Raw genomic sequence first — 16647 nt, 5'->3', positions numbered from 1 at the left:
TTGCCGCGCGCGGTCAGGCCGCGCGGGACACGTCAACGACGCCAGCCGTGATGGCCCCAGCCGCCGTAACCGTGACGCCAGTACGGACGGCCGTAGTAGCCGCCGACGACCACGGGGGGCGGTGCATAGTAGGCCGGCGCCGGCGCGTAATACACGGGCGGGGGCGGCGGTGCGTAGTACACGGGCGGCGGCGCTGCATACACGGGATACGCAGGTGCGATCGGAACCCCGATGCCGACCCCGATCGACACGTGGGCCTGCGCGGCGCTCGCGGCACCCAGGCCCAGCGCGGCGGCGGCGATGAACGGAATGAGCTTTTTCACTTCGATTCTCCTGCTGGAGCGGTAATTTGTGCGCCCCTGTCGGCAACGGCGGGCATGCACGTCGCATGGAAGCAATGTAGCGAAAACCTGCCGCGCGCGTATCGCGCATTTGTTGCAAATTGCAATTCCACCCGGCTGCAGCCACCGTGCGGCGTGGCTTGGCGGATCCTCGACATCGCTTGCCGGTCGCGTGATTCCGTCCGACCAGTGAAATCGCGACACATTGTCCGGTCAGTCTTACCGGATCCGGTAAGCACGGCAGGCACGCTTCCGTAATGAACGATTACAAATTTGAGACAAGACGCCGACAATTCAACAGGGATGCGGCCCCCGCGTGATTCGGGGCCGAATCAGGCGATCGTCACCGGGCGGCGAAAAAGGCCGCGCGAATTTACCGGTATCCCGTCCGTGTCGAACGCCACTGTCCAGGTCGTCCTCGCCCGGCGCCGCCCTTGCGCGGCCGCCCCGTCATTCCTGCGATACTGGCGGCTGCTCCGTTTTCGCTTCGTCATCCGCCATGTCCCTTCCCGACACTCCCCGCCTCGGCTTCATCGGCGCCGGCCGCCTGGCGCGCTGCCTCGCGCTGCGTTTCGCGGCGGCCGGCTTTCCGGTCGTTGCGATCGCGAGCCGCACGGCGGAATCGGCCACGGCACTCGCCGCGCGCATCGACGGCTGCCGCGCGGTCGACACGCCGCAGCAGGTCGTCGGCGCCGCCGACCTGATCTTCCTGACAGTGCCCGACGACCATCTCGCGTCGACCGCCGCGGCGCTGCGGTTCGACGCGGCGCGCGCGGCGGGCCAGGCGCTCGTCCACTGCAGCGGCGCGTCGGCGGTCGAACTGCTCGATCCGGCCAAGCGGCAAGGCGCGGCCACGGGCGGCTTCCATCCGCTCTACCTGTTCGGCGGCACCGACGCCGATCTCGCCCGCATCGACGGCTGCTCGGTCACGCTCGAAGCCGACGGCGCGCTGCACGCGACGCTGCTGCGGCTTGCTGCCGCACTCGGCTGCCATCCGCTGTCGATTCCGGCCGGCGGCCGGATGCTCTATCACGCAGCTGCACATTACGCGGCGAGCTTCGCGCTGTGCGGCCTGTCGGAAGCGGTCGAGCTGTGGCGCGGCCTCGGCTTCGACGAGGAAGCGGCGCTGCGCGCGCTGCTGCCGATGCTTGCCGGCACGATCGAGACCGCGCGCGACAAGGGCCTCGCGAACGCACTCGCGGGCCCGGTATCGCGCGGCGACACCGGCATCGTCGAGCGGCAGCTCGCGCTGCTCGAGGCGCGCGGCGGCGATCACGCGACGCTGTACGCGCTGATGACCCGCCGCGCGGTCGCGCTCGCGGCGAAGCGCGCCGCGCCGCCGGCCGCGCTGCCGGCGCTCGCGCAGGCCGTCGAAACGTCGCTCGCGCGCACGGCCGGGCACCCCTCCCCGTCGCGGGACGAGGCGTGATAAGGTGTCGGCCGATGCGCCGCCATCCGGCGTTAGCGGCCGCACGCTACTCGACTGTATAAAAAGGATGCCAACGATGTTCGGCGAGATCGCCCGTTTTCTGCTCAATACCGTCTTCACGCTGTTCGGCGCCGCGCTGATCCTGCGCGTCTGGATGCAGGCCGTCCGCGTGCCGCCGTACAACCCCGTCACGCAGGCCGTGCTGCATGCGACCAACTGGCTCGTGCTGCCGCTGCGCCGCGTGATCGCGGGCGTGCGCGGCATCGACTGGGCAAGCGTCGTCGCAGCGCTGCTCACCGCGCTCGTCTATGTGGTGCTGATGGTCGTGATGGCCGGCTTCGACCCGGCCTCGGTGATCGCGACGCTCGTCGTGGTCGCGCTGCTCACCGTCGTGAAGTGGGCGCTCAATCTCGTGATCTGGATGACGATCCTGATGGCGCTGCTGTCGTGGCTCAATCCGCGCTCGCCGGCGATGCCGATCCTCTACCAGCTCACCGCGCCGTTCCTGAACCCGCTGCGCCGCGTGATCCCGAACCTCGGCGGCATCGACCTGTCGCCGATCCTGCTGTTCGTGATCGTGCAGGTGCTGCTGATGATCGTCACGCGCGCCGCCGTGTCGCTGACGATCTTCGGCATCTGATCCGGCGTGTTGCGCTACGCTGCCGGCCCCTGCGCCGGCGGCGCCTCGAGCGTATCGATCACGCCGAAATTCGCCGGAATCATCGCGTAGCACACGCGCACTTTCTCGCGCGACACGCGCTCGAGCAGCCGCTGCGCCTCGTCCTCGGTGACGATGAACTCGACCTCGACCGCGAGCGAACCCTGCAGTTCGAAAAAGCGGTCCTCGTGCAGCACCCGATGCCGGCCGAAGCCGGCCATCGCGCGAAACGCCGAACCGCCCGCGACCCCCATCCGGTTTCCCTCCTCCAGCAACCACTCCCACAGCGGCTTCCAGTGCAGCCGGTGCTGCTCGTGCACGTAGAAGCGCAAGAAGACCCTGTCCATCGCGTCCTCCCGGTGCCGGCGCGCTCAGGCCGCCGCGAACCACGCGCGCGCGGTCCACATGCCGAGCGCCGTCAGCGTGAACGATCCAGTCAAGTGTAGGGCAGCCACCGCGAACGCCCATCCGAATTCGCCCTGCACCGCGTGCGTCATCACTTCGACCGAATAGGTCGAGAACGTCGTGAGGCCGCCGAGGAAGCCGGTGATCACGAACAGCCGCCACTCCGGCGGCAGCCCGACACGGGTGGTAAAAACGACGGCGGCAACGCCGATCACGTAGCCGCCGATCAGGTTCGCGGCGAGCGTGCCGAGCGGCACGGCGGGAAAGTACGCGTTGAGCGCAAGGCTCAGGAACCAGCGCAGCAATGCGCCGAGCCCGGCGCCGACGAAGATCGCGACGATCGAATAGAACAAGGGAGCTCCTCGCTGACGAGCCCGCATCGCGGATGCGGCCTACGCCGAACTGTATGCGCAATCGCGCCGCGACGGCAATGCCGGAGGACCGGCGGGCGGGGCCCGGATCGCGTCGCACCGGCATCACGCATTTCGTTATTCCGGCACCCGCGCCGCAATCGATGTTTTCCAATCGATTACGCCGGACATTACAAATCAAAAGCGGCGGCGATTATTTATCAGATTTTTAATACCGGAGATCAGCTTTATCCGACGGCATGCCAGCGCTTGAAAGCCGTATTCCATTGGCATTTCACGTATTTACCCTCATCAGATATTCCCGTATTCGTTCGATATCCCATGCAATTTACCCAGCCGATTTCGTAGAATTGTTTTGCCCCCTACTCCATCGACATGGAGACTCGAAGAATGAACAATATCCGCCTGTCTTCCATGTTGATACCGGCGCTGTGCGCGTCGCTGCTCGCGTCGAGCGTCGCGCTCGCCGGGGACAACGGGCCGCCGTCCTACGTCGAGGGCGCCCGTGCACCCAAGGGATTCGCCCGTCCGCCGTTCCATACGAAACCGCGCGCAAGCACGGCCACGGTGGCCGGCCTCACGCCGGCGCTCACCCGGCACGCGTACGGATTCGACACGATCGCCAACCAGGGCGACGGGATGGTCGTTGCGATCGTCGACGCGTACGACGACCCGAGGATCGAGTCCGATCTCGGCGTGTTCAGCAACGCGTTCTCGTTGCCGGCCTGCACCACGGCGAACGGCTGCTTCACCAAGGTATATGCACGCGGCGCGCGGCCCAGGGCCGATTCGGGCTGGGCGCTCGAGATATCGCTCGACGTCGAATGGGTGCATGCGATCGCGCCGAAGGCGAAGATCGTGCTCGTCGAGGCCGCGTCGGCCAGCTTCAACGACCTGATGGCCGCGGTCGACGTCGCGGTCAAGCGCGGCGCGTCGGTCGTGTCGATGAGCTTCGGCGGCAACGAGTTCAACAGCGAAACCGGCTTCGACAGCCACTTCAACGTATCGGGCGTCACGTTCGTCGCGTCGTCCGGCGACAGCGGCACCGGCACCGAGTACCCGGCGGCGTCGCCGTACGTGGTGGCGGTGGGCGGCACGACGTTGTCCACCGACGCGTCCGGCGCCTACGTCGGCGAGGCCGCGTGGAGCGGCAGCGGCGGCGGCGTGAGTTCCCTCGAGGGCGAACCGGCCGGCCAGACCGCATGGCCGGTGCCGGTCGCCGGCAAGCGCGGCGTGCCCGACGTCAGCTACGACGCGAACCCGTCCAGCGGTTTCGCGGTGTACGACTCGGTCACCTACCAGGGGCAGGCGGGCTGGTTCCAGGTCGGCGGCACCAGCGCGGGTGCGCCGCAATGGTCGGCACTCGTCGCGATCGCGAATTCGCTGCGCGCGGCGGCCGGCAAAAGCCGGTTGAGCGGTACCTATAACACGCTCTATACGGTCGGGAAAAACGCCTACGGCAGCGACTATCACGACGTCACGACGGGGTCCAACGGCAGCTGCGGCAGCATCTGCAACGCCGCGGGCGGCTACGACTACGTGACCGGCCTCGGTTCGCCGCAAGCCGCGGCACTCGTGCAGGCGCTCGTCGGTCAGCCGTAACGGGCGAACGCCGGCCGTGCCGGGGCGCGGCGTTCAATCACCGTGCCGTGCGCGGTCGAGCGCGACGAGCGTCGCGAGCGCGCCGCCCTTCAGCCCGATCACGTCCGCGCGGCGCGCATGGGCTTCGCGGGCGTTGATGCGGATCACGTCGGCGCCGAGCCGTTCGCTCAGCAGCCGCACGGTCGGAATCGCGGTGCCCGCGCCGATCTCGACGACGCTCACCCGTCCTGCCTGCGCGATCCAGTCGTGCAGCGCCCGCTCCTGCGCGTCGTAGCGTTCACCGAGCCAGCCGCGGTCGCCGAACATCAGGATGTTCGGCCGCGCGAGGCCGCCGCACCGCGGGCAGCGCGGCAACTCGCCGACCAGCCGGCACGCGGCCGCATCGACGTCGGGCGTGAACGGCGCGGCGTCCCACGTGTCGTCCGAGCAGGGTCGCAGGCACTGCATCGAATGAATCGAACCGTGAATCTCGACGACACGCGCCGGATCGAAGCCGGCCTTCTGGAACTGGCCGTCGACATTGCTCGTCAGCACGAAGCCGCCGTTCGGCATCGCGTCCATCCAGCGCCGCAGGATCGCGAAGCCCGCGTGCGGCACCGTGCGACGGTAGAGTTCGAGACGGTGCCCGTAGAAGCCCCACGCAAGCTGCGGATGCGCGCGGAACGCCTGCGGCGACGCGATCTCGTGGAATTCGAAACGCTCGTGGCGCAGCGCCGGATACGCGCGCCAGAAGCCGTCCGTGCCGCGGAAATCGGGCAGCCCCGAATCGACGCCGATGCCGGCGCCGGCCGTCACGAGCAGCGCATCGGCCCGCGCGAGCGCCTCGACGGCGGACGCGACCAGATGTGCCGGCAGTGGCGCGGCAGCGGCGTTGGAATCGGCGGAACCGATGGAGTCGGGCGAATCGGAAATCGGCATGATGGCGCAGCGGGAGCGTCGAACGGTGTACGAATGGCGTCGCGCGATCATACGCCCGTTCGAGTGCCGCGCCGCGGCCTCATCCCGTCGTTGCGCGCCCGCCCGCTGGTTCACGCAGCGCGACGTACTGCAGCAGCATGATCGTCTTCGCGTCGACGATCTCGCCGCGCTCGACGGCATCCAGCGCCGCGTGCAGCGGCATCTCGACGACCTCGAGATCCTCGCCCTCCTCCGCGATCCCGCCGCCATCGCCCGTGCGCAGCGACGCATCGTATTCGCCGACGAAGAAATGCAGCTTCTCCGTCACCGAGCCCGGGCTCATGAACGCCTCGAACACCTTGCGCACGCCGCGCACGCGATAGCCGGTTTCCTCTTCGGCCTCGGCACGGATGCGTGCGTCGGGCGTCGCGTCGTCGAGCAGGCCGGCGGCGGCTTCGAGCAGCATCCCGTCGTGTCCGTTGACGAACGCCGGCATCCGGAACTGGCGCGTGAGCAGCACGTCGCCCGTCGCCGCGTTGCGCAGCAGGATGGTCGCGCCGTTGCCGCGATCGTAGGTTTCGCGGCTCATGCGCTGCCACGTGCCGTCGCGGCGCAGGAAATCGAACGTGACCTTCTTCAGCACATACCAGTCATCGGACAGCACCGTCGTATCGACGATGCGGACGCGGTCCCGCGTTGCAGCCATGGCGGCCTCCCATTCGACAAGTGACGGCGCTCATGGTAACGTGCATATTCGTGCACTTTCAAGAAATTTCGTGCAATCACGATGCTGACGACCCAACGCAAGAAAGCGATCCTCGACGCGCTCGCCCGCGACGGCCAGGTGCTGGCTGTCGAACTGAGCGCGCAATTCGGCGTGTCCGAGGACACGATCCGCCGCGACCTGCGCGAGCTGGCGGCCGAAGGCCTGCTGCAACGCGTGCACGGCGGCGCGCTGCCGGCGTCGCCGGCCGTCGCGCCGTTCGCGCAGCGCGAGACGCTCGACACGGCGGAAAAGCGGCGTATCGCACGCCGGGCCGCGCAGATGATCGCGCCCGGACAGGTCGTGATCGTCGACGGCGGCACGACCTCGGCCTTGCTCGTCAGCCAGTTGCCGCCCGACCTGCGCGCGACGATCGTCACGCACAGCCCGAGCGTCGCCGTCGCGCTGGCCGCGCATCCGTCGATCGACGTGATCCTGATCGGCGGACGGTTGTACAAGCATTCGATCGTCGCGGTGGGCGCCGCGGCGATGGAAGGCATCGCGCGCATTCACGCCGACCTGTATTTCATGGGCGTCACGGGCGTTCATCCGGTCGCGGGGCTCAGCACCGGCGACTTCGAGGAAGCGGCGATCAAGCGCGCGCTGGCCGCGCGAGCCGGCGAGACGATCGTGCTGGCGTCGCAATCCAAGCTGCGTGCGGCGTCGCAGTTCGTGATCGGCGAGCTCGCGCTCGCGCAGGCCATCGTGGTCGAACGGGAAACCGATGCGGCGCTGACCGAGCCGATCGAGGCCGCGGGCGTGACGGTCGTGCGGGCCTAGCCGCGCGCCGGTTTCGGCGGGCGCGCCGACGTCGTTGCGCAAGCATCCGCGCCGGCCCGATGTCAGCGTGCTGACAGGCACCGCTTGCTACCATGGGCGACTGCCCACCCGCCGCGCCTGGTCCGTCCGATGTCTTCGCCCGCCAACCCGATCGCACCCGCGCCGCCCGACGGCGTTGCCCCGCCCCCCGGCGTCCTCGCCCTGTTCATCGCGTTCGCGCAAATCGGCCTCACCAGCTTCGGCGGCGGGCTGAGCGGGCGCATGATGCGCGACTTCGTTCACGAGCGGCGCTGGCTCGACGAAGAGGCGTTCCTCAACGGCCTCGCGCTGTCGCAGGCGCTGCCGGGCGTCAACGTGAAGAACCTCGCGATCTGGATCGGCTACCGGCTGGCCGGATGGCGCGGCGCGGTGGCCGGCTTCACCGGCATCATCGCGCCGCCGGCCGTGCTGATCGTGCTGTTCGGCGTCGCGTTCTCGACGCTCACGCGCTTTCCGCTCACGCATGTCGCACTCGCGGGCGCGGCCGCCGCGGCAATCGGGCTGTCGATCTCGATGGCGATCACCGCGGTGCGCCGGCTGCCGCGCCGCGCGCTGCCGTTCGCGGTGACAACGCTCACGTTCGTGTCGGTGGCGGTGCTGCACTGGCCGCTCGTCTGGACCGTGCTGATCGGCGGCACGCTGAGCGTCGCGCTCGAATACCGCCGTGCGGGCGCCACCGCGGCCGGGAGCGCCGAACGATGACGCCCCCGTCACGCTACGCCGCCCTGTTCGGCGTATTCGCGCCGCTGTCGATCGCGACGATCGGCGGCGGACAGGCGATCATCGCCGACATCCAGCGGCAGGTCGTCGACGTGCATCACTGGATGACGGCCACGCAGTTCGTGAACGACTTCGCGATCGCGCGGATGGCACCCGGCCCCGGCTCGCTGCTCGCGACGCTGATCGGCTGGCAGGTGGCGGGCTTCTGGGGCGCGGTGATCGCGACGCTCGCGCTGTTCGGGCCGACCGCGTTCCTGATCTACGGCGTCGCGCATCTGTGGCGGCGGCACCAGGGCGCACGCTGGCAGATCGCACTCGAAGCCGGCCTGCGCCCGGTCGCGGCCGGCATGATCCTCGCGTCGGTCTGGGTGCTGCTGCGCGCGCTCGACGGCGGCTGGGCCGCGCGGGCGATCGCGGTCGGGTCGACCGTGTGCGTGATGGGCACGCGCATTCATGCGCTGCTGCTGATCGTCGTCGGCGCGTTGCTGCTGGTCGGCGTGCACGCGATCGGCTGACGGCGGCATCGGCGCCAAGCCGGTCCGTCAGCGCATGCACGGCCCGCTTCGCGATCGACGCGCGCTGACACCGGCGGCGCCGATCAGCGGCCCGCGACCGAGCGAAACGCGCGACAGGCATCGGCATGCAGCTCGAAACCGATGCCCGGCGCCTGCGGCACGGGCGTGTAGCCGGCGTCGACCGTTGCGCCGTCCGCCAGGCCGCTGAACGGATGGAACGCGAACGGGCTGACTTCCGCGCCGCCAAGCCCGAGCGCCGACACGACGTGCAGCGAGAACAGATGACCGCCATGCGGCCAGAACGCATCGCGCCGCCAGCCATTCGACACGAAATGGTCGACGATCTGCAGGTAGCCCGGCAGGCCATAGCAATGCACCGGATCGAACACGAGGACGTCGCGGTCCGGGCGCAGGCCGCCGTAGCGCTCGAGCAGCTTCGCTTCCGCGAGCGAGAACAACGCCTCGCCGGCCGCGACCGGCGGCGTGTATTGCGCAGTCAGGTCCGCATGAAGCGGCAGGTCGAGCGGGTCGCACAGATCCTCGAACCACCAGAGTTCGAACGGCGCCAGCCGCGCGGCGGCGGCGGGGCCGCTCGTCGCGTCGTACGCGTTCATCGCGTCGACCGCGAGATGCGAGCTGTCGGCAAGGCAGGCCGCGGCGGCTTCGATGCGGCGTATGTCCTGGTCGATATCCGGGCCGCCGAGCTTGATCTTCGCGTGCGTGTAGCCGAGATCGGCGATGCGGCGCATCTCGTCCGACAGGTGCGCGAGATCGTCGTGCGGATAACGGTAGCCGCCGCCCGCGTAGACGCGCACGCGGGGCGCCGCGTGGCGCGCGAGCCGGTCGGCGACGAAGCGATGGAGCGGCAGGCCCGCGATCTTCGCGGCGGCATCCCAGATCGCCATGTCGAGCACGCCGACCGCGACGCAGCGTTCGCCGTGCCCGCCGGGCTTCTCGCCCGCCATCATCGCGCGCCATGCGCGAAACGGATCGAGATTCGTGCCGGCGTCGTCGGCGATGGCGTGCGCGGCGGCCAGCAGACGCGGCGCGAACCGTTCGCGAATCAGCCCGCCCTGCGCATGGCGGCCGACCGACGCGTAGCCGTAGCCCGTGACCGGCCGGCCATCGCGCACGACATCGGTGACGATCGCGACGACGCTCGTCGTCAGGCCGCCCGATGGAATCGCCGGATCGGCATAGCGGGAAACCGGGATCGCCTGCTCGCGGATGTCGGTGATGCGCATGGTCAGGGTTCCGGGAAAACGTTCGGCGTTCGCGGGCCATGCGCGCGCGGCAGCCGGCGTGACGGGCGGATCGCTGCATCATAGGCGCTTGCGCGATGCCCTGCAGGCTCGCGACCGTCGCGATGCCGTGAAGTCATACGACTCGATCGACAGCGTCCGAATCGTGCCGTATCGCATCGGTGCGCGCACGCGTGCTCCGTAGTGCCGGGCGTGCGACCACGCTCGGCGAGCTGTTTCCGAACCGGAACGCGTTTTATTTTATTGGGCCGGGGGTTCGCTGCTGGCGATCCCCGGCTGAATCCGCTGTTCGTCGGTATCGGCTGAAGGTGCGGCTCAACGCGTCGGTGCGACCGGCGCGTTGGCGCAGCCCGAGCCGATCCCCGCGCTCACGCGAAGACGAAGTACTTGCGCACCGTCTCCACCACTTCCCACGTTCCTTTCATGCCGGGTTCGATCACGAACACGTCGCCGGCCTTCAGGTGCACAGGCTCCTCGCCTTCCGGCGTGATGATGCAGTAGCCGTCGAGGAAGTGGCAGTACTCCCATTTCTCGTAGTTCACCTCGAACTTGCCCGGCGTGCAGATCCAGGTGCCCATGATCTTGCTGCCGTCCTTGGAGACGTAGGCGTTGAGGTTCACGGTGTGCGGATCGCCGCCGATACGCTTCCACTTGGTCGCGTCGAGGACCGGGGTCGGGCAGGTTTTGCGCAGAACGGTGATGAAATCGGACATGTCAGCTCCAGACTAACGATCGGGTAAGAGGTCTGTCACGTTAGTTCGAAACCTGCACCGCAGCTTGTATGCGTCCGACACCGACTCGTCCATTTTCGACACGGGCCCGCATGCGGGCGCGCCGCCAGCGCATTTTCCGGACGGCCTTGCGTTGACGGACCGCTGCAGACCGATCCTCGACGCTCATTACCGGCGATCGATCGCACCGCCACCGGGCCATGCCGGTTTCAAGGCCGGCGGCCAAAACGCCTCAAAACGCCTCGCCTGCAACATCCGCGCCAAACCCTGTAGAATTGCACGTTCTGCGGGCGTCGTATAATGGCCATTACCTCAGCTTCCCGAGCCCCAACGCGTTAATCAAAACCACTATCCACGCGCGTTCTCACGTCACGTTTTCTCCCGTCTCCACGAAGAACCACCGTTCATGCGGGGCTCACAGCGATGCCAGTTTTCGCCCCAGCGCCGCTCGACGAAAGCTGCTGACATAGGGCGTATTTACGGCCCTGCGGTCCGCCGCCAACATCTCACGCGACGCCTTGCTTCGTCCCGATAACGCGGTCTAGCGAATCCGCTGGGCGCAAGATAGTCGACCGGTCTCCGACGCGACGATCGACCCTCCACTAGCACGCGCGCCTCGCGCCGGGCAAGGTATACTGCCGTGCATAAGCGGGGAGCCGCGTTCGAGGCATGCCAACTTCTGAAATAACAATCACCGATAGACCATGCGCAAGGCCAGTCCGGATGACCTGCTGTTTGTGTCCAAGTCCCCCAAAGAGCGACTTGACTACTTGGCTGCCGGCGCGAGTATTGTTGCTCGCACCGGATACGACATGCGAGGCCTTCGCGTTAAGGCATCACTAGACCGACTCAGTCTAGCAAGTTCATTTCTTAAAGATGCCAAGACTCTGTATGCGGCTAACGCCAGTTTAAAGAGAACTGTCGTCAGCAGAGCCTACTACGCCATGTATCATGCGCTCCGGGCTGCTACTTTCTTGTCACACGGTGGCGATGACCACGAACAACACACCGTTTTGCCATCGAAGTTGCCGACAGATTTTCCCAATCACTCGACGTGGCAGAACATACTAAAGAATGCCCGACTTGAGCGGAATCGTGCCGACTATGATCCGTACCCAAAAAGAGATGATCAATTCGACGACGTCGCTCGAAATTTAATTGCTGATGCCGCCAAACTGATCACGCTGACGCGCACATACATACGCTCCAAGTCGTAAGGATATCCATGGCAACTGAAAATACAGTACGACAACTAGTTGAACGGGAATTTTCATCCGCTGGTTTGGCACCATCCGCTATCCACGTTCGTAGTTTTCCCGGGGAAACGATTGTTATTGTCGAGGTGGAATCCGAGTATGACCGAGCTATTGGTCTAGCCCAAAAGCTAGATAGCATCATAGAAAACGGTTTCGTTACGATCCGCAAAGTGGCATCTTCGTCGGTGCAAAAGAAGATGACTGGAGGTTCCGTCAAGAACGTCCATGACGCACGAGTTAATGATCTACTGGAGTTGTTGAGCGCCCGCTCCCGCACGTCAGAAACGCAGCCGAGCCTCCGATTTATTAAGGACGTCGATGAACGCTTGAATCTTGCACTCTCATCGCGACACCAACTTATCTTTGGCAGACGAGGCGTGGGAAAAACCTCCCTTTTACTGGAGGCTAAAAGACTGCTTGAAAAAAATGGAGCACTCGCCCTATGGGTCAACATGCATCCATTCAGAAGCTTGGATGCCGGCAAAGCTTTCCTAACAGTTGTTTCGCGCCTGTGCGATCTCGCAATTGGCGCGTACCAAGCCGGTACAAGTACGGCAGCGAGTATTCAGCTTATTACAGCTGTACGCGCAAAAATTGAGGAGCGGTTGTACTCAAAAGATTTGAGCATCGATGAAGCGTCAGGCCTCGTCCCGCTGATTCAGCAGGCAATCTCCCGCTTCAGTATAGAAGCGAATCTCCAGACATATATTTTTCTGGATGATATCCACTATCTGTCCGTGCCTCAGGTTCCGTTGTTATTGGATCTTCTTCACGGTATCACGCGAGATAATCCCGTCTGGCTAAAAGTCGCTGGTATTCAGCACCAAACTCGTTGGTTCATACCAAACCCTCCAACGGGCTTACAAACTGGACACGATGCAACCATCATTAATCTAGACGTGACGCTAGAGCATCCAGAGCGAGCCAGCAAGTTCCTTCTTGATGTGCTACGAGGTTATGTTGAGGAATGCGGTGCGCTGCCCCTCAGCCATATTTTGAGTTCATCCGCGCTTGAGCGCTTAGTGCTTGCCTCAGGCGGGGTGCCGCGAGACTTCCTGACATTGTGCGCGGCGTCTATTCAGACTGCTCGACAACGAACCAATGCATCTGCAGTGGGCGTTCAGGACGTAAATAATGCCGCCGGCATCGCTGGGCAAACCAAATCGCAGGAACTTGAAGATGATGCGGCTGCGGTTGAAGGGCGATCTGCCGTTCTCATTGATGCACTTAACAAGATACGAACTTTCCTGCTCACAGAAAAACAGATCACGTTTTTCCGCGTGGATTTTCGTGACAAGGAAACGCACGGCGCTGAATATCGCGTTCTACAAGCGCTCGCGGATCTTCGGATGTTACATCTGATCAATGCAAGTCTATCTGACCCGAATCAGGCAGGGCAGCGTTCAGAGGTCTATTTGCTAGACTTAAGTCAATACTCAGGATCCCGACTGAAGCAGAGATTGCGCGTGTTAGATTTTGAACATGGTCACATGGTGCTTAAAAAGACTCGAAGTACGGAACCGCCCAAGCTCGGAAATACAGTTCTACGTTTGGTTGCACTATTACGGCAGGGTCCGATGTTTCCGCTAGAAACGATTGGTGGGCTAGAGGTAGCTAATACAGATATTTGACCCATCACCCTGCAACCGGCGCTTCTGCGGCTCCTTGCCAATAGTTGGGACCCGTTCGGGATCAGGGGGCGTGCCCCCTGAGCATCTTTGGGCGTCAGCTAACGCAACGGTCGAGTCCGCATTCGAGGGAAGCAAGCAATACGTTCTGACCGAACTTGGCAAACAGTTTGTGCACCGCTCAATGAACGAGGTTGTTCAACGCGTGTCAGACGACTAAGCTGTCGCCGCTGACGACGTGAAGAGTCTTTATCTTGGTCGTCGGGACATCAGTGCAGCGTCCAAGTCTCTCGCGAGATTGTCTGCATGGACTCCGAGGATGGCCCATAGCGCCATGCAGCGCAATCGTATGGCAACAGCGGTGGTTTCCTCGGTCTCACCTGTATGCCTATACGTAATGTCGCGTCCCTTGAATAGATGAGCGGCCGCCAGTTCGGTATCTTCGAAGAACTTAGTCAGAAGCTTATCGAGGCGCACGGGCTGGTCTCGGTGTCCGAGAGCATTACGAAGGGAGTTCAAGGATGTAATGCCCTTCCAAAAATTGGCATCGGCAGCGGTGCCCACAATTGCATGCGCAAGCTTTGCCGCAGTACCGAAACTGAAGATGTCGTTCTCGGCAGTAGGCCTAACGTAGTTCGCGACACCCGCAGAGATGATATCGTGCAGCCGTTCTTCGACCATCATGTGCCCGCGAAGAACCGCCATTAAAAGATCAGCCCTACGGTCGAAAGCTAAATGGAATTGTTCAAGCTTTGCGTCTATGTCGGCTGCGAAGAGATCTCTTGACATGTTGCCTCTCAAGGTTGTCGGACTGCCCGGTCGGATGGAGCTGCAGTACCGTCTTCGTCATCGTGCCTGCCGGCCCCGGGTCGTATCGACGCACCGATAAGGTTCGGGTGAAGCCGGGACAGCATGAGTATCCGGAGAGTTTCTCGGATGATGGTATTTCGACTGCTGCACTGATGGCGCTCCCCACCTATCAGTAGCCGAATGCAACTGCGTCCGAGATCGCTGCTCGCTATCGCAACCACAATCAGATCGCGAATTTTGAAATTGACACGCAACGGATAATCGTTAGAGGTTTAATACCGCCCCACCTAACGATCACCCCAATACCTCCGAAACAAAACAACGACGTGGCTCAATAGAACTCGGCCACTTGCTTGCTCCGCTCTAGCTCGACCTACGTTGATCACGCGGTTTCGACTGGGAATTTCCCTGCGCGCTGCGCCCTCGATCTGCACCGGCAGCCCGCTGTTGCTTGATTGCGAAATCCAAATTCTTTTGGACGATGTCTCGGAGATTCATATCCTCCGTTGTTAACGCCTGCTCGAGGTCTCGCCGTGCAGAGGCCAAGAAACGCCTACAGTCATCCCACGCCCGTCGCCTTGCTTGCGCTGACAACTGCCGACTGTTGCGGGCTGTTTGCGCACACTGCTTCGCCATCCCGATATATGCGTTACCACGCACTTGGAGTAGTGACGGATTGGTGCTCCACTCCGGGTGATCGCGAAATTGCTTATTCAAAAACTCCACCGCAGCATGATCTCCGCCCGAGCGACTCAATCCCTGAGCGAGCTTTCGTACTTCTCGCTCCTCCACATAGCCTTGAGAGGCAGCCAAGTACAACTTTCGGGCTTCTTCACGGTCATTTTGTGTCGGTTGCTCACGCAAGGTTAGCGCATCCGCGAGCCGTGTAAGCACGAAAGGAGGTAGCCCGGCCAAGTGAATTCGTTGATGATTTATGTAATCACGGACCAATGACACATCCGCAAGCGCCATCGATACATCTGCCAAGAGCCCTACCACTCGATGATTCAGCGGATCACGTTGCAGCAGTGTATCGACACGATCTTTCGCGTTATAAAACTCTCCAAGCGAAATTGCTTCCTCGATAGCACTGTACTCACGTGCGAGCGCATGACGAGGGTGAGCGGGTAACAGGCAAGCAACGGTTGCCTCTGTAACGTCAAAGCTGGGGGCAGGACAACCCTCTTCTCGCATAGACCGAATGATCGTAGGTATCCCCTGCCCTTCGGCTTGAGCCAACTGTAAACGGTTCAGAAACCATGCTAGGCTTTGATTTCTCCATTTAGAAGTCGCCTTACCTTCGCGGAAGGCGTCCACTCGAACACCCGTTGGCAGAGAACCAGGAGAGGTAATTTCAATCCGATCCGAGAAGACCGTAGTTCGAGTCGGCTCCGGCCGTTCGTAGTCTCTATGCGCGAGCGCATTCACCATGGCTTCTGTGAGCGCTTGGCGTGGATATTTCAACGCATTAGGACTCTGAGCATTTGTCTTATCAAAAGCGACATGACTCTGAATTCCAAGCAGGTCGATCGATCGTCTTGCTTGCTCGATGAGGGACCCAGCTAGTTCATGCCTCTCAGCGTGAGGTTCAGATCTGTCAACTCCCGGGTAAATGGAGAGCAAAGCATAAGCACCGGGCACGTGTAACTGGAGCTGTCGCGCAAATAGCAGCACCGCAAAATTTCGAGGCCTCAATTGCCCTGTCAGAGCGTCTCGTCCGCACAGCGGTGGCACAAATGGGCTCAACGACTGCGTGTCCGACAAATACTCATCAATCCCTCGATTGGGATCGAAGACGTTCATTCGCTGCAAGGCGTCCCGGAATGCAACCAAATCAAGATCGTTCGTAGTCGCGGTAGGGCATATCCGTCTATCCCACGGCTCGACATCGCCCTTACGAACCAACAACTCTCGGAGAATTCCATCACGAGCTTCTCGAGTCTCTCGACTCAATCGTACATAGTGCTTCCCACTATCATCGCCACGGCGAAATGTGTGGGCATGGGATGTCGCCGCAACAACGAAGACCAAAATACGCTTGTCAGGCGTAGGCCCATCCAGCTCACGCACGAGCGGAGCGATTCCCGGAAAAACCCTATCGCGACATGCAGTCAGCACCCGCCCCTCAATCTCGCGCAAACGCGAAGCCGTCAATCCGACAAGATTGACCGCAGGGAATCCATGCTCGTCCTTCTTTTCCGCAGCGCCACAGACGACATATCCACCCCCTAGATTTGACCAGTCGTTTGCAAAGGCCGAGATAGTGGCAACGACGTCGTCTATGTCAGCTACGTTCTCCTTCCATTCAACTTGCTCGCTCTCGCGCAGCAGCAAAGAATTCAAATCAACGCTAAAGCCTGCCCCCGTCGCGCTCATCCGGTCCCATCCCTTTTCTATTAGAAGTTCGTCAACCATCTTCAGATCCGACATAGCCGCACAG

The 16647-nt window shown here is 63.2% G+C and carries 17 protein-coding genes; 8 read left to right on the top strand and 9 right to left on the bottom strand.

What is annotated here, in order from left to right; all coding sequences use genetic code 11:
• Positions 1-32 precede the first annotated feature (32 nt).
• Positions 33-323 carry a hypothetical protein gene (locus tag U4Y91_RS29530; RefSeq protein WP_257768128.1) on the bottom strand — a complete coding sequence of 97 codons (291 nt, stop codon included), beginning with the start codon at positions 321-323 and terminating at the stop codon, positions 33-35.
• A gap of 517 nt (positions 324-840) precedes the next feature.
• On the opposite strand from U4Y91_RS29530, the gene U4Y91_RS29525 reads away from it, so the two are divergent.
• A complete protein-coding gene (locus U4Y91_RS29525) occupies positions 841-1770 on the top strand; it encodes a Rossmann-like and DUF2520 domain-containing protein (RefSeq protein WP_321808026.1) in 930 nt (309 codons plus the stop codon).
• A gap of 76 nt (positions 1771-1846) precedes the next feature.
• Positions 1847-2410, top strand: a complete 564-nt coding sequence (locus U4Y91_RS29520; RefSeq protein ID WP_321808025.1) for a YggT family protein — start codon at positions 1847-1849, stop codon at positions 2408-2410.
• A 14-nt stretch (positions 2411-2424) separates the two neighbouring features.
• On the opposite strand, the gene U4Y91_RS29515 is transcribed toward U4Y91_RS29520, so the two are convergent.
• A complete protein-coding gene (locus tag U4Y91_RS29515; protein WP_044846233.1) occupies positions 2425-2775 on the bottom strand; it encodes a DUF190 domain-containing protein in 351 nt (116 codons plus the stop codon).
• Positions 2776-2799: 24 nt separating this feature from the next.
• Positions 2800-3186, bottom strand: a complete 387-nt coding sequence (gene crcB / locus U4Y91_RS29510) for a fluoride efflux transporter CrcB (protein ID WP_321808024.1) — start codon at positions 3184-3186, stop codon at positions 2800-2802.
• 408 nt (positions 3187-3594) lie between these two features.
• On the opposite strand from crcB, the gene U4Y91_RS29505 reads away from it, so the two are divergent.
• Positions 3595-4806: a S53 family peptidase gene (locus tag U4Y91_RS29505; RefSeq protein ID WP_321808023.1), complete on the top strand. Its 1212-nt coding sequence runs from the start codon at positions 3595-3597 to the stop codon at positions 4804-4806.
• Positions 4807-4839: 33 nt separating this feature from the next.
• Here the strand turns inward: U4Y91_RS29505 and U4Y91_RS29500 are convergent, their stop codons facing one another.
• A complete protein-coding gene (locus U4Y91_RS29500) occupies positions 4840-5724 on the bottom strand; it encodes an SIR2 family NAD-dependent protein deacylase (RefSeq protein WP_321808022.1) in 885 nt (294 codons plus the stop codon).
• A 79-nt stretch (positions 5725-5803) separates the two neighbouring features.
• Positions 5804-6409, bottom strand: a complete 606-nt coding sequence (locus U4Y91_RS29495; protein WP_321808021.1) for an NUDIX domain-containing protein — start codon at positions 6407-6409, stop codon at positions 5804-5806.
• Between the two features lie 81 nt (positions 6410-6490).
• On the opposite strand from U4Y91_RS29495, the gene U4Y91_RS29490 reads away from it, so the two are divergent.
• The 3 genes from U4Y91_RS29490 to U4Y91_RS29480 all read left to right on the top strand — a co-directional run bounded on the left by U4Y91_RS29490 (position 6491) and on the right by U4Y91_RS29480 (position 8520).
• Entirely contained in the window at positions 6491-7246 is a 756-nt protein-coding gene (locus U4Y91_RS29490) for a DeoR/GlpR family DNA-binding transcription regulator (RefSeq protein ID WP_257768139.1), read from the top strand.
• Positions 7247-7375: 129 nt separating this feature from the next.
• Complete coding sequence (locus tag U4Y91_RS29485) at positions 7376-7987, top strand: chromate transporter (protein WP_321808020.1); 612 nt, start codon at positions 7376-7378, stop codon at positions 7985-7987.
• Complete coding sequence (locus U4Y91_RS29480; RefSeq protein WP_321808019.1) at positions 7984-8520, top strand: chromate transporter; 537 nt, start codon at positions 7984-7986, stop codon at positions 8518-8520. Before U4Y91_RS29485 ends, U4Y91_RS29480 begins: the two co-directional genes overlap by 4 nt.
• 83 nt (positions 8521-8603) lie before the next feature.
• On the opposite strand, the gene U4Y91_RS29475 is transcribed toward U4Y91_RS29480, so the two are convergent.
• Together U4Y91_RS29475 and U4Y91_RS29470 are read right to left on the bottom strand one after the other, a co-directional pair.
• A complete protein-coding gene (locus U4Y91_RS29475) occupies positions 8604-9764 on the bottom strand; it encodes an enolase C-terminal domain-like protein (protein WP_321808018.1) in 1161 nt (386 codons plus the stop codon).
• A 386-nt stretch (positions 9765-10150) separates the two neighbouring features.
• Positions 10151-10495, bottom strand: a complete 345-nt coding sequence (locus tag U4Y91_RS29470; protein WP_027783759.1) for a cupin domain-containing protein — start codon at positions 10493-10495, stop codon at positions 10151-10153.
• A gap of 722 nt (positions 10496-11217) precedes the next feature.
• Between U4Y91_RS29470 and U4Y91_RS29465 the strand changes: the two genes are divergently transcribed.
• A complete protein-coding gene (locus U4Y91_RS29465; RefSeq protein WP_321808017.1) occupies positions 11218-11730 on the top strand; it encodes a HEPN domain-containing protein in 513 nt (170 codons plus the stop codon).
• Positions 11731-11738: 8 nt separating this feature from the next.
• Positions 11739-13400: an ATP-binding protein gene (locus U4Y91_RS29460; RefSeq protein WP_321808016.1), complete on the top strand. Its 1662-nt coding sequence runs from the start codon at positions 11739-11741 to the stop codon at positions 13398-13400.
• A gap of 246 nt (positions 13401-13646) precedes the next feature.
• Here U4Y91_RS29460 and U4Y91_RS29455 read toward each other — a convergent pair whose 3' ends face one another.
• On the bottom strand, positions 13647-14186 hold the full coding sequence (locus U4Y91_RS29455) for a hypothetical protein (protein ID WP_321808015.1): 540 nt from the start codon (positions 14184-14186) through the stop codon (positions 13647-13649).
• A gap of 384 nt (positions 14187-14570) precedes the next feature.
• Positions 14571-16622: an ATP-binding protein gene (locus U4Y91_RS29450; protein ID WP_321808014.1), complete on the bottom strand. Its 2052-nt coding sequence runs from the start codon at positions 16620-16622 to the stop codon at positions 14571-14573.
• Between the last annotated feature and the right edge of the window lie 25 nt (positions 16623-16647).

Source organism: Burkholderia sp. BCC1993, from assembly GCF_905339865.1.
GTDB lineage: Bacteria > Pseudomonadota > Gammaproteobacteria > Burkholderiales > Burkholderiaceae > Burkholderia.
Note: the sequence above shows the minus strand (reverse complement) of the source record. Positions and strands in the feature narration are given on the sequence as shown.

What these genes read in the sequence shown, in the direction of transcription:
- U4Y91_RS29525 (WP_321808026.1), top strand. Translation starts at nt 841, where the DNA reads ATGTCCCTTCCCGACACTCCCCGCCTCGGCTTCATCGGCGCCGGCCGC.
- U4Y91_RS29520 (WP_321808025.1), top strand. Translation starts at nt 1,847, where the DNA reads ATGTTCGGCGAGATCGCCCGTTTTCTGCTCAATACCGTCTTCACGCTG.
- U4Y91_RS29515 (WP_044846233.1), bottom strand. Translation starts at nt 2,775, where the DNA reads ATGGACAGGGTCTTCTTGCGCTTCTACGTGCACGAGCAGCACCGGCTG.
- U4Y91_RS29505 (WP_321808023.1), top strand. Translation starts at nt 3,595, where the DNA reads ATGAACAATATCCGCCTGTCTTCCATGTTGATACCGGCGCTGTGCGCG.
- U4Y91_RS29500 (WP_321808022.1), bottom strand. Translation starts at nt 5,724, where the DNA reads ATGCCGATTTCCGATTCGCCCGACTCCATCGGTTCCGCCGATTCCAAC.
- U4Y91_RS29495 (WP_321808021.1), bottom strand. Translation starts at nt 6,409, where the DNA reads ATGGCTGCAACGCGGGACCGCGTCCGCATCGTCGATACGACGGTGCTG.
- U4Y91_RS29490 (WP_257768139.1), top strand. Translation starts at nt 6,491, where the DNA reads ATGCTGACGACCCAACGCAAGAAAGCGATCCTCGACGCGCTCGCCCGC.
- U4Y91_RS29485 (WP_321808020.1), top strand. Translation starts at nt 7,376, where the DNA reads ATGTCTTCGCCCGCCAACCCGATCGCACCCGCGCCGCCCGACGGCGTT.
- U4Y91_RS29480 (WP_321808019.1), top strand. Translation starts at nt 7,984, where the DNA reads ATGACGCCCCCGTCACGCTACGCCGCCCTGTTCGGCGTATTCGCGCCG.
- U4Y91_RS29475 (WP_321808018.1), bottom strand. Translation starts at nt 9,764, where the DNA reads ATGCGCATCACCGACATCCGCGAGCAGGCGATCCCGGTTTCCCGCTAT.
- U4Y91_RS29470 (WP_027783759.1), bottom strand. Translation starts at nt 10,495, where the DNA reads ATGTCCGATTTCATCACCGTTCTGCGCAAAACCTGCCCGACCCCGGTC.
- U4Y91_RS29465 (WP_321808017.1), top strand. Translation starts at nt 11,218, where the DNA reads ATGCGCAAGGCCAGTCCGGATGACCTGCTGTTTGTGTCCAAGTCCCCC.
- U4Y91_RS29460 (WP_321808016.1), top strand. Translation starts at nt 11,739, where the DNA reads ATGGCAACTGAAAATACAGTACGACAACTAGTTGAACGGGAATTTTCA.
- U4Y91_RS29455 (WP_321808015.1), bottom strand. Translation starts at nt 14,186, where the DNA reads ATGTCAAGAGATCTCTTCGCAGCCGACATAGACGCAAAGCTTGAACAA.
- U4Y91_RS29450 (WP_321808014.1), bottom strand. Translation starts at nt 16,622, where the DNA reads ATGGTTGACGAACTTCTAATAGAAAAGGGATGGGACCGGATGAGCGCG.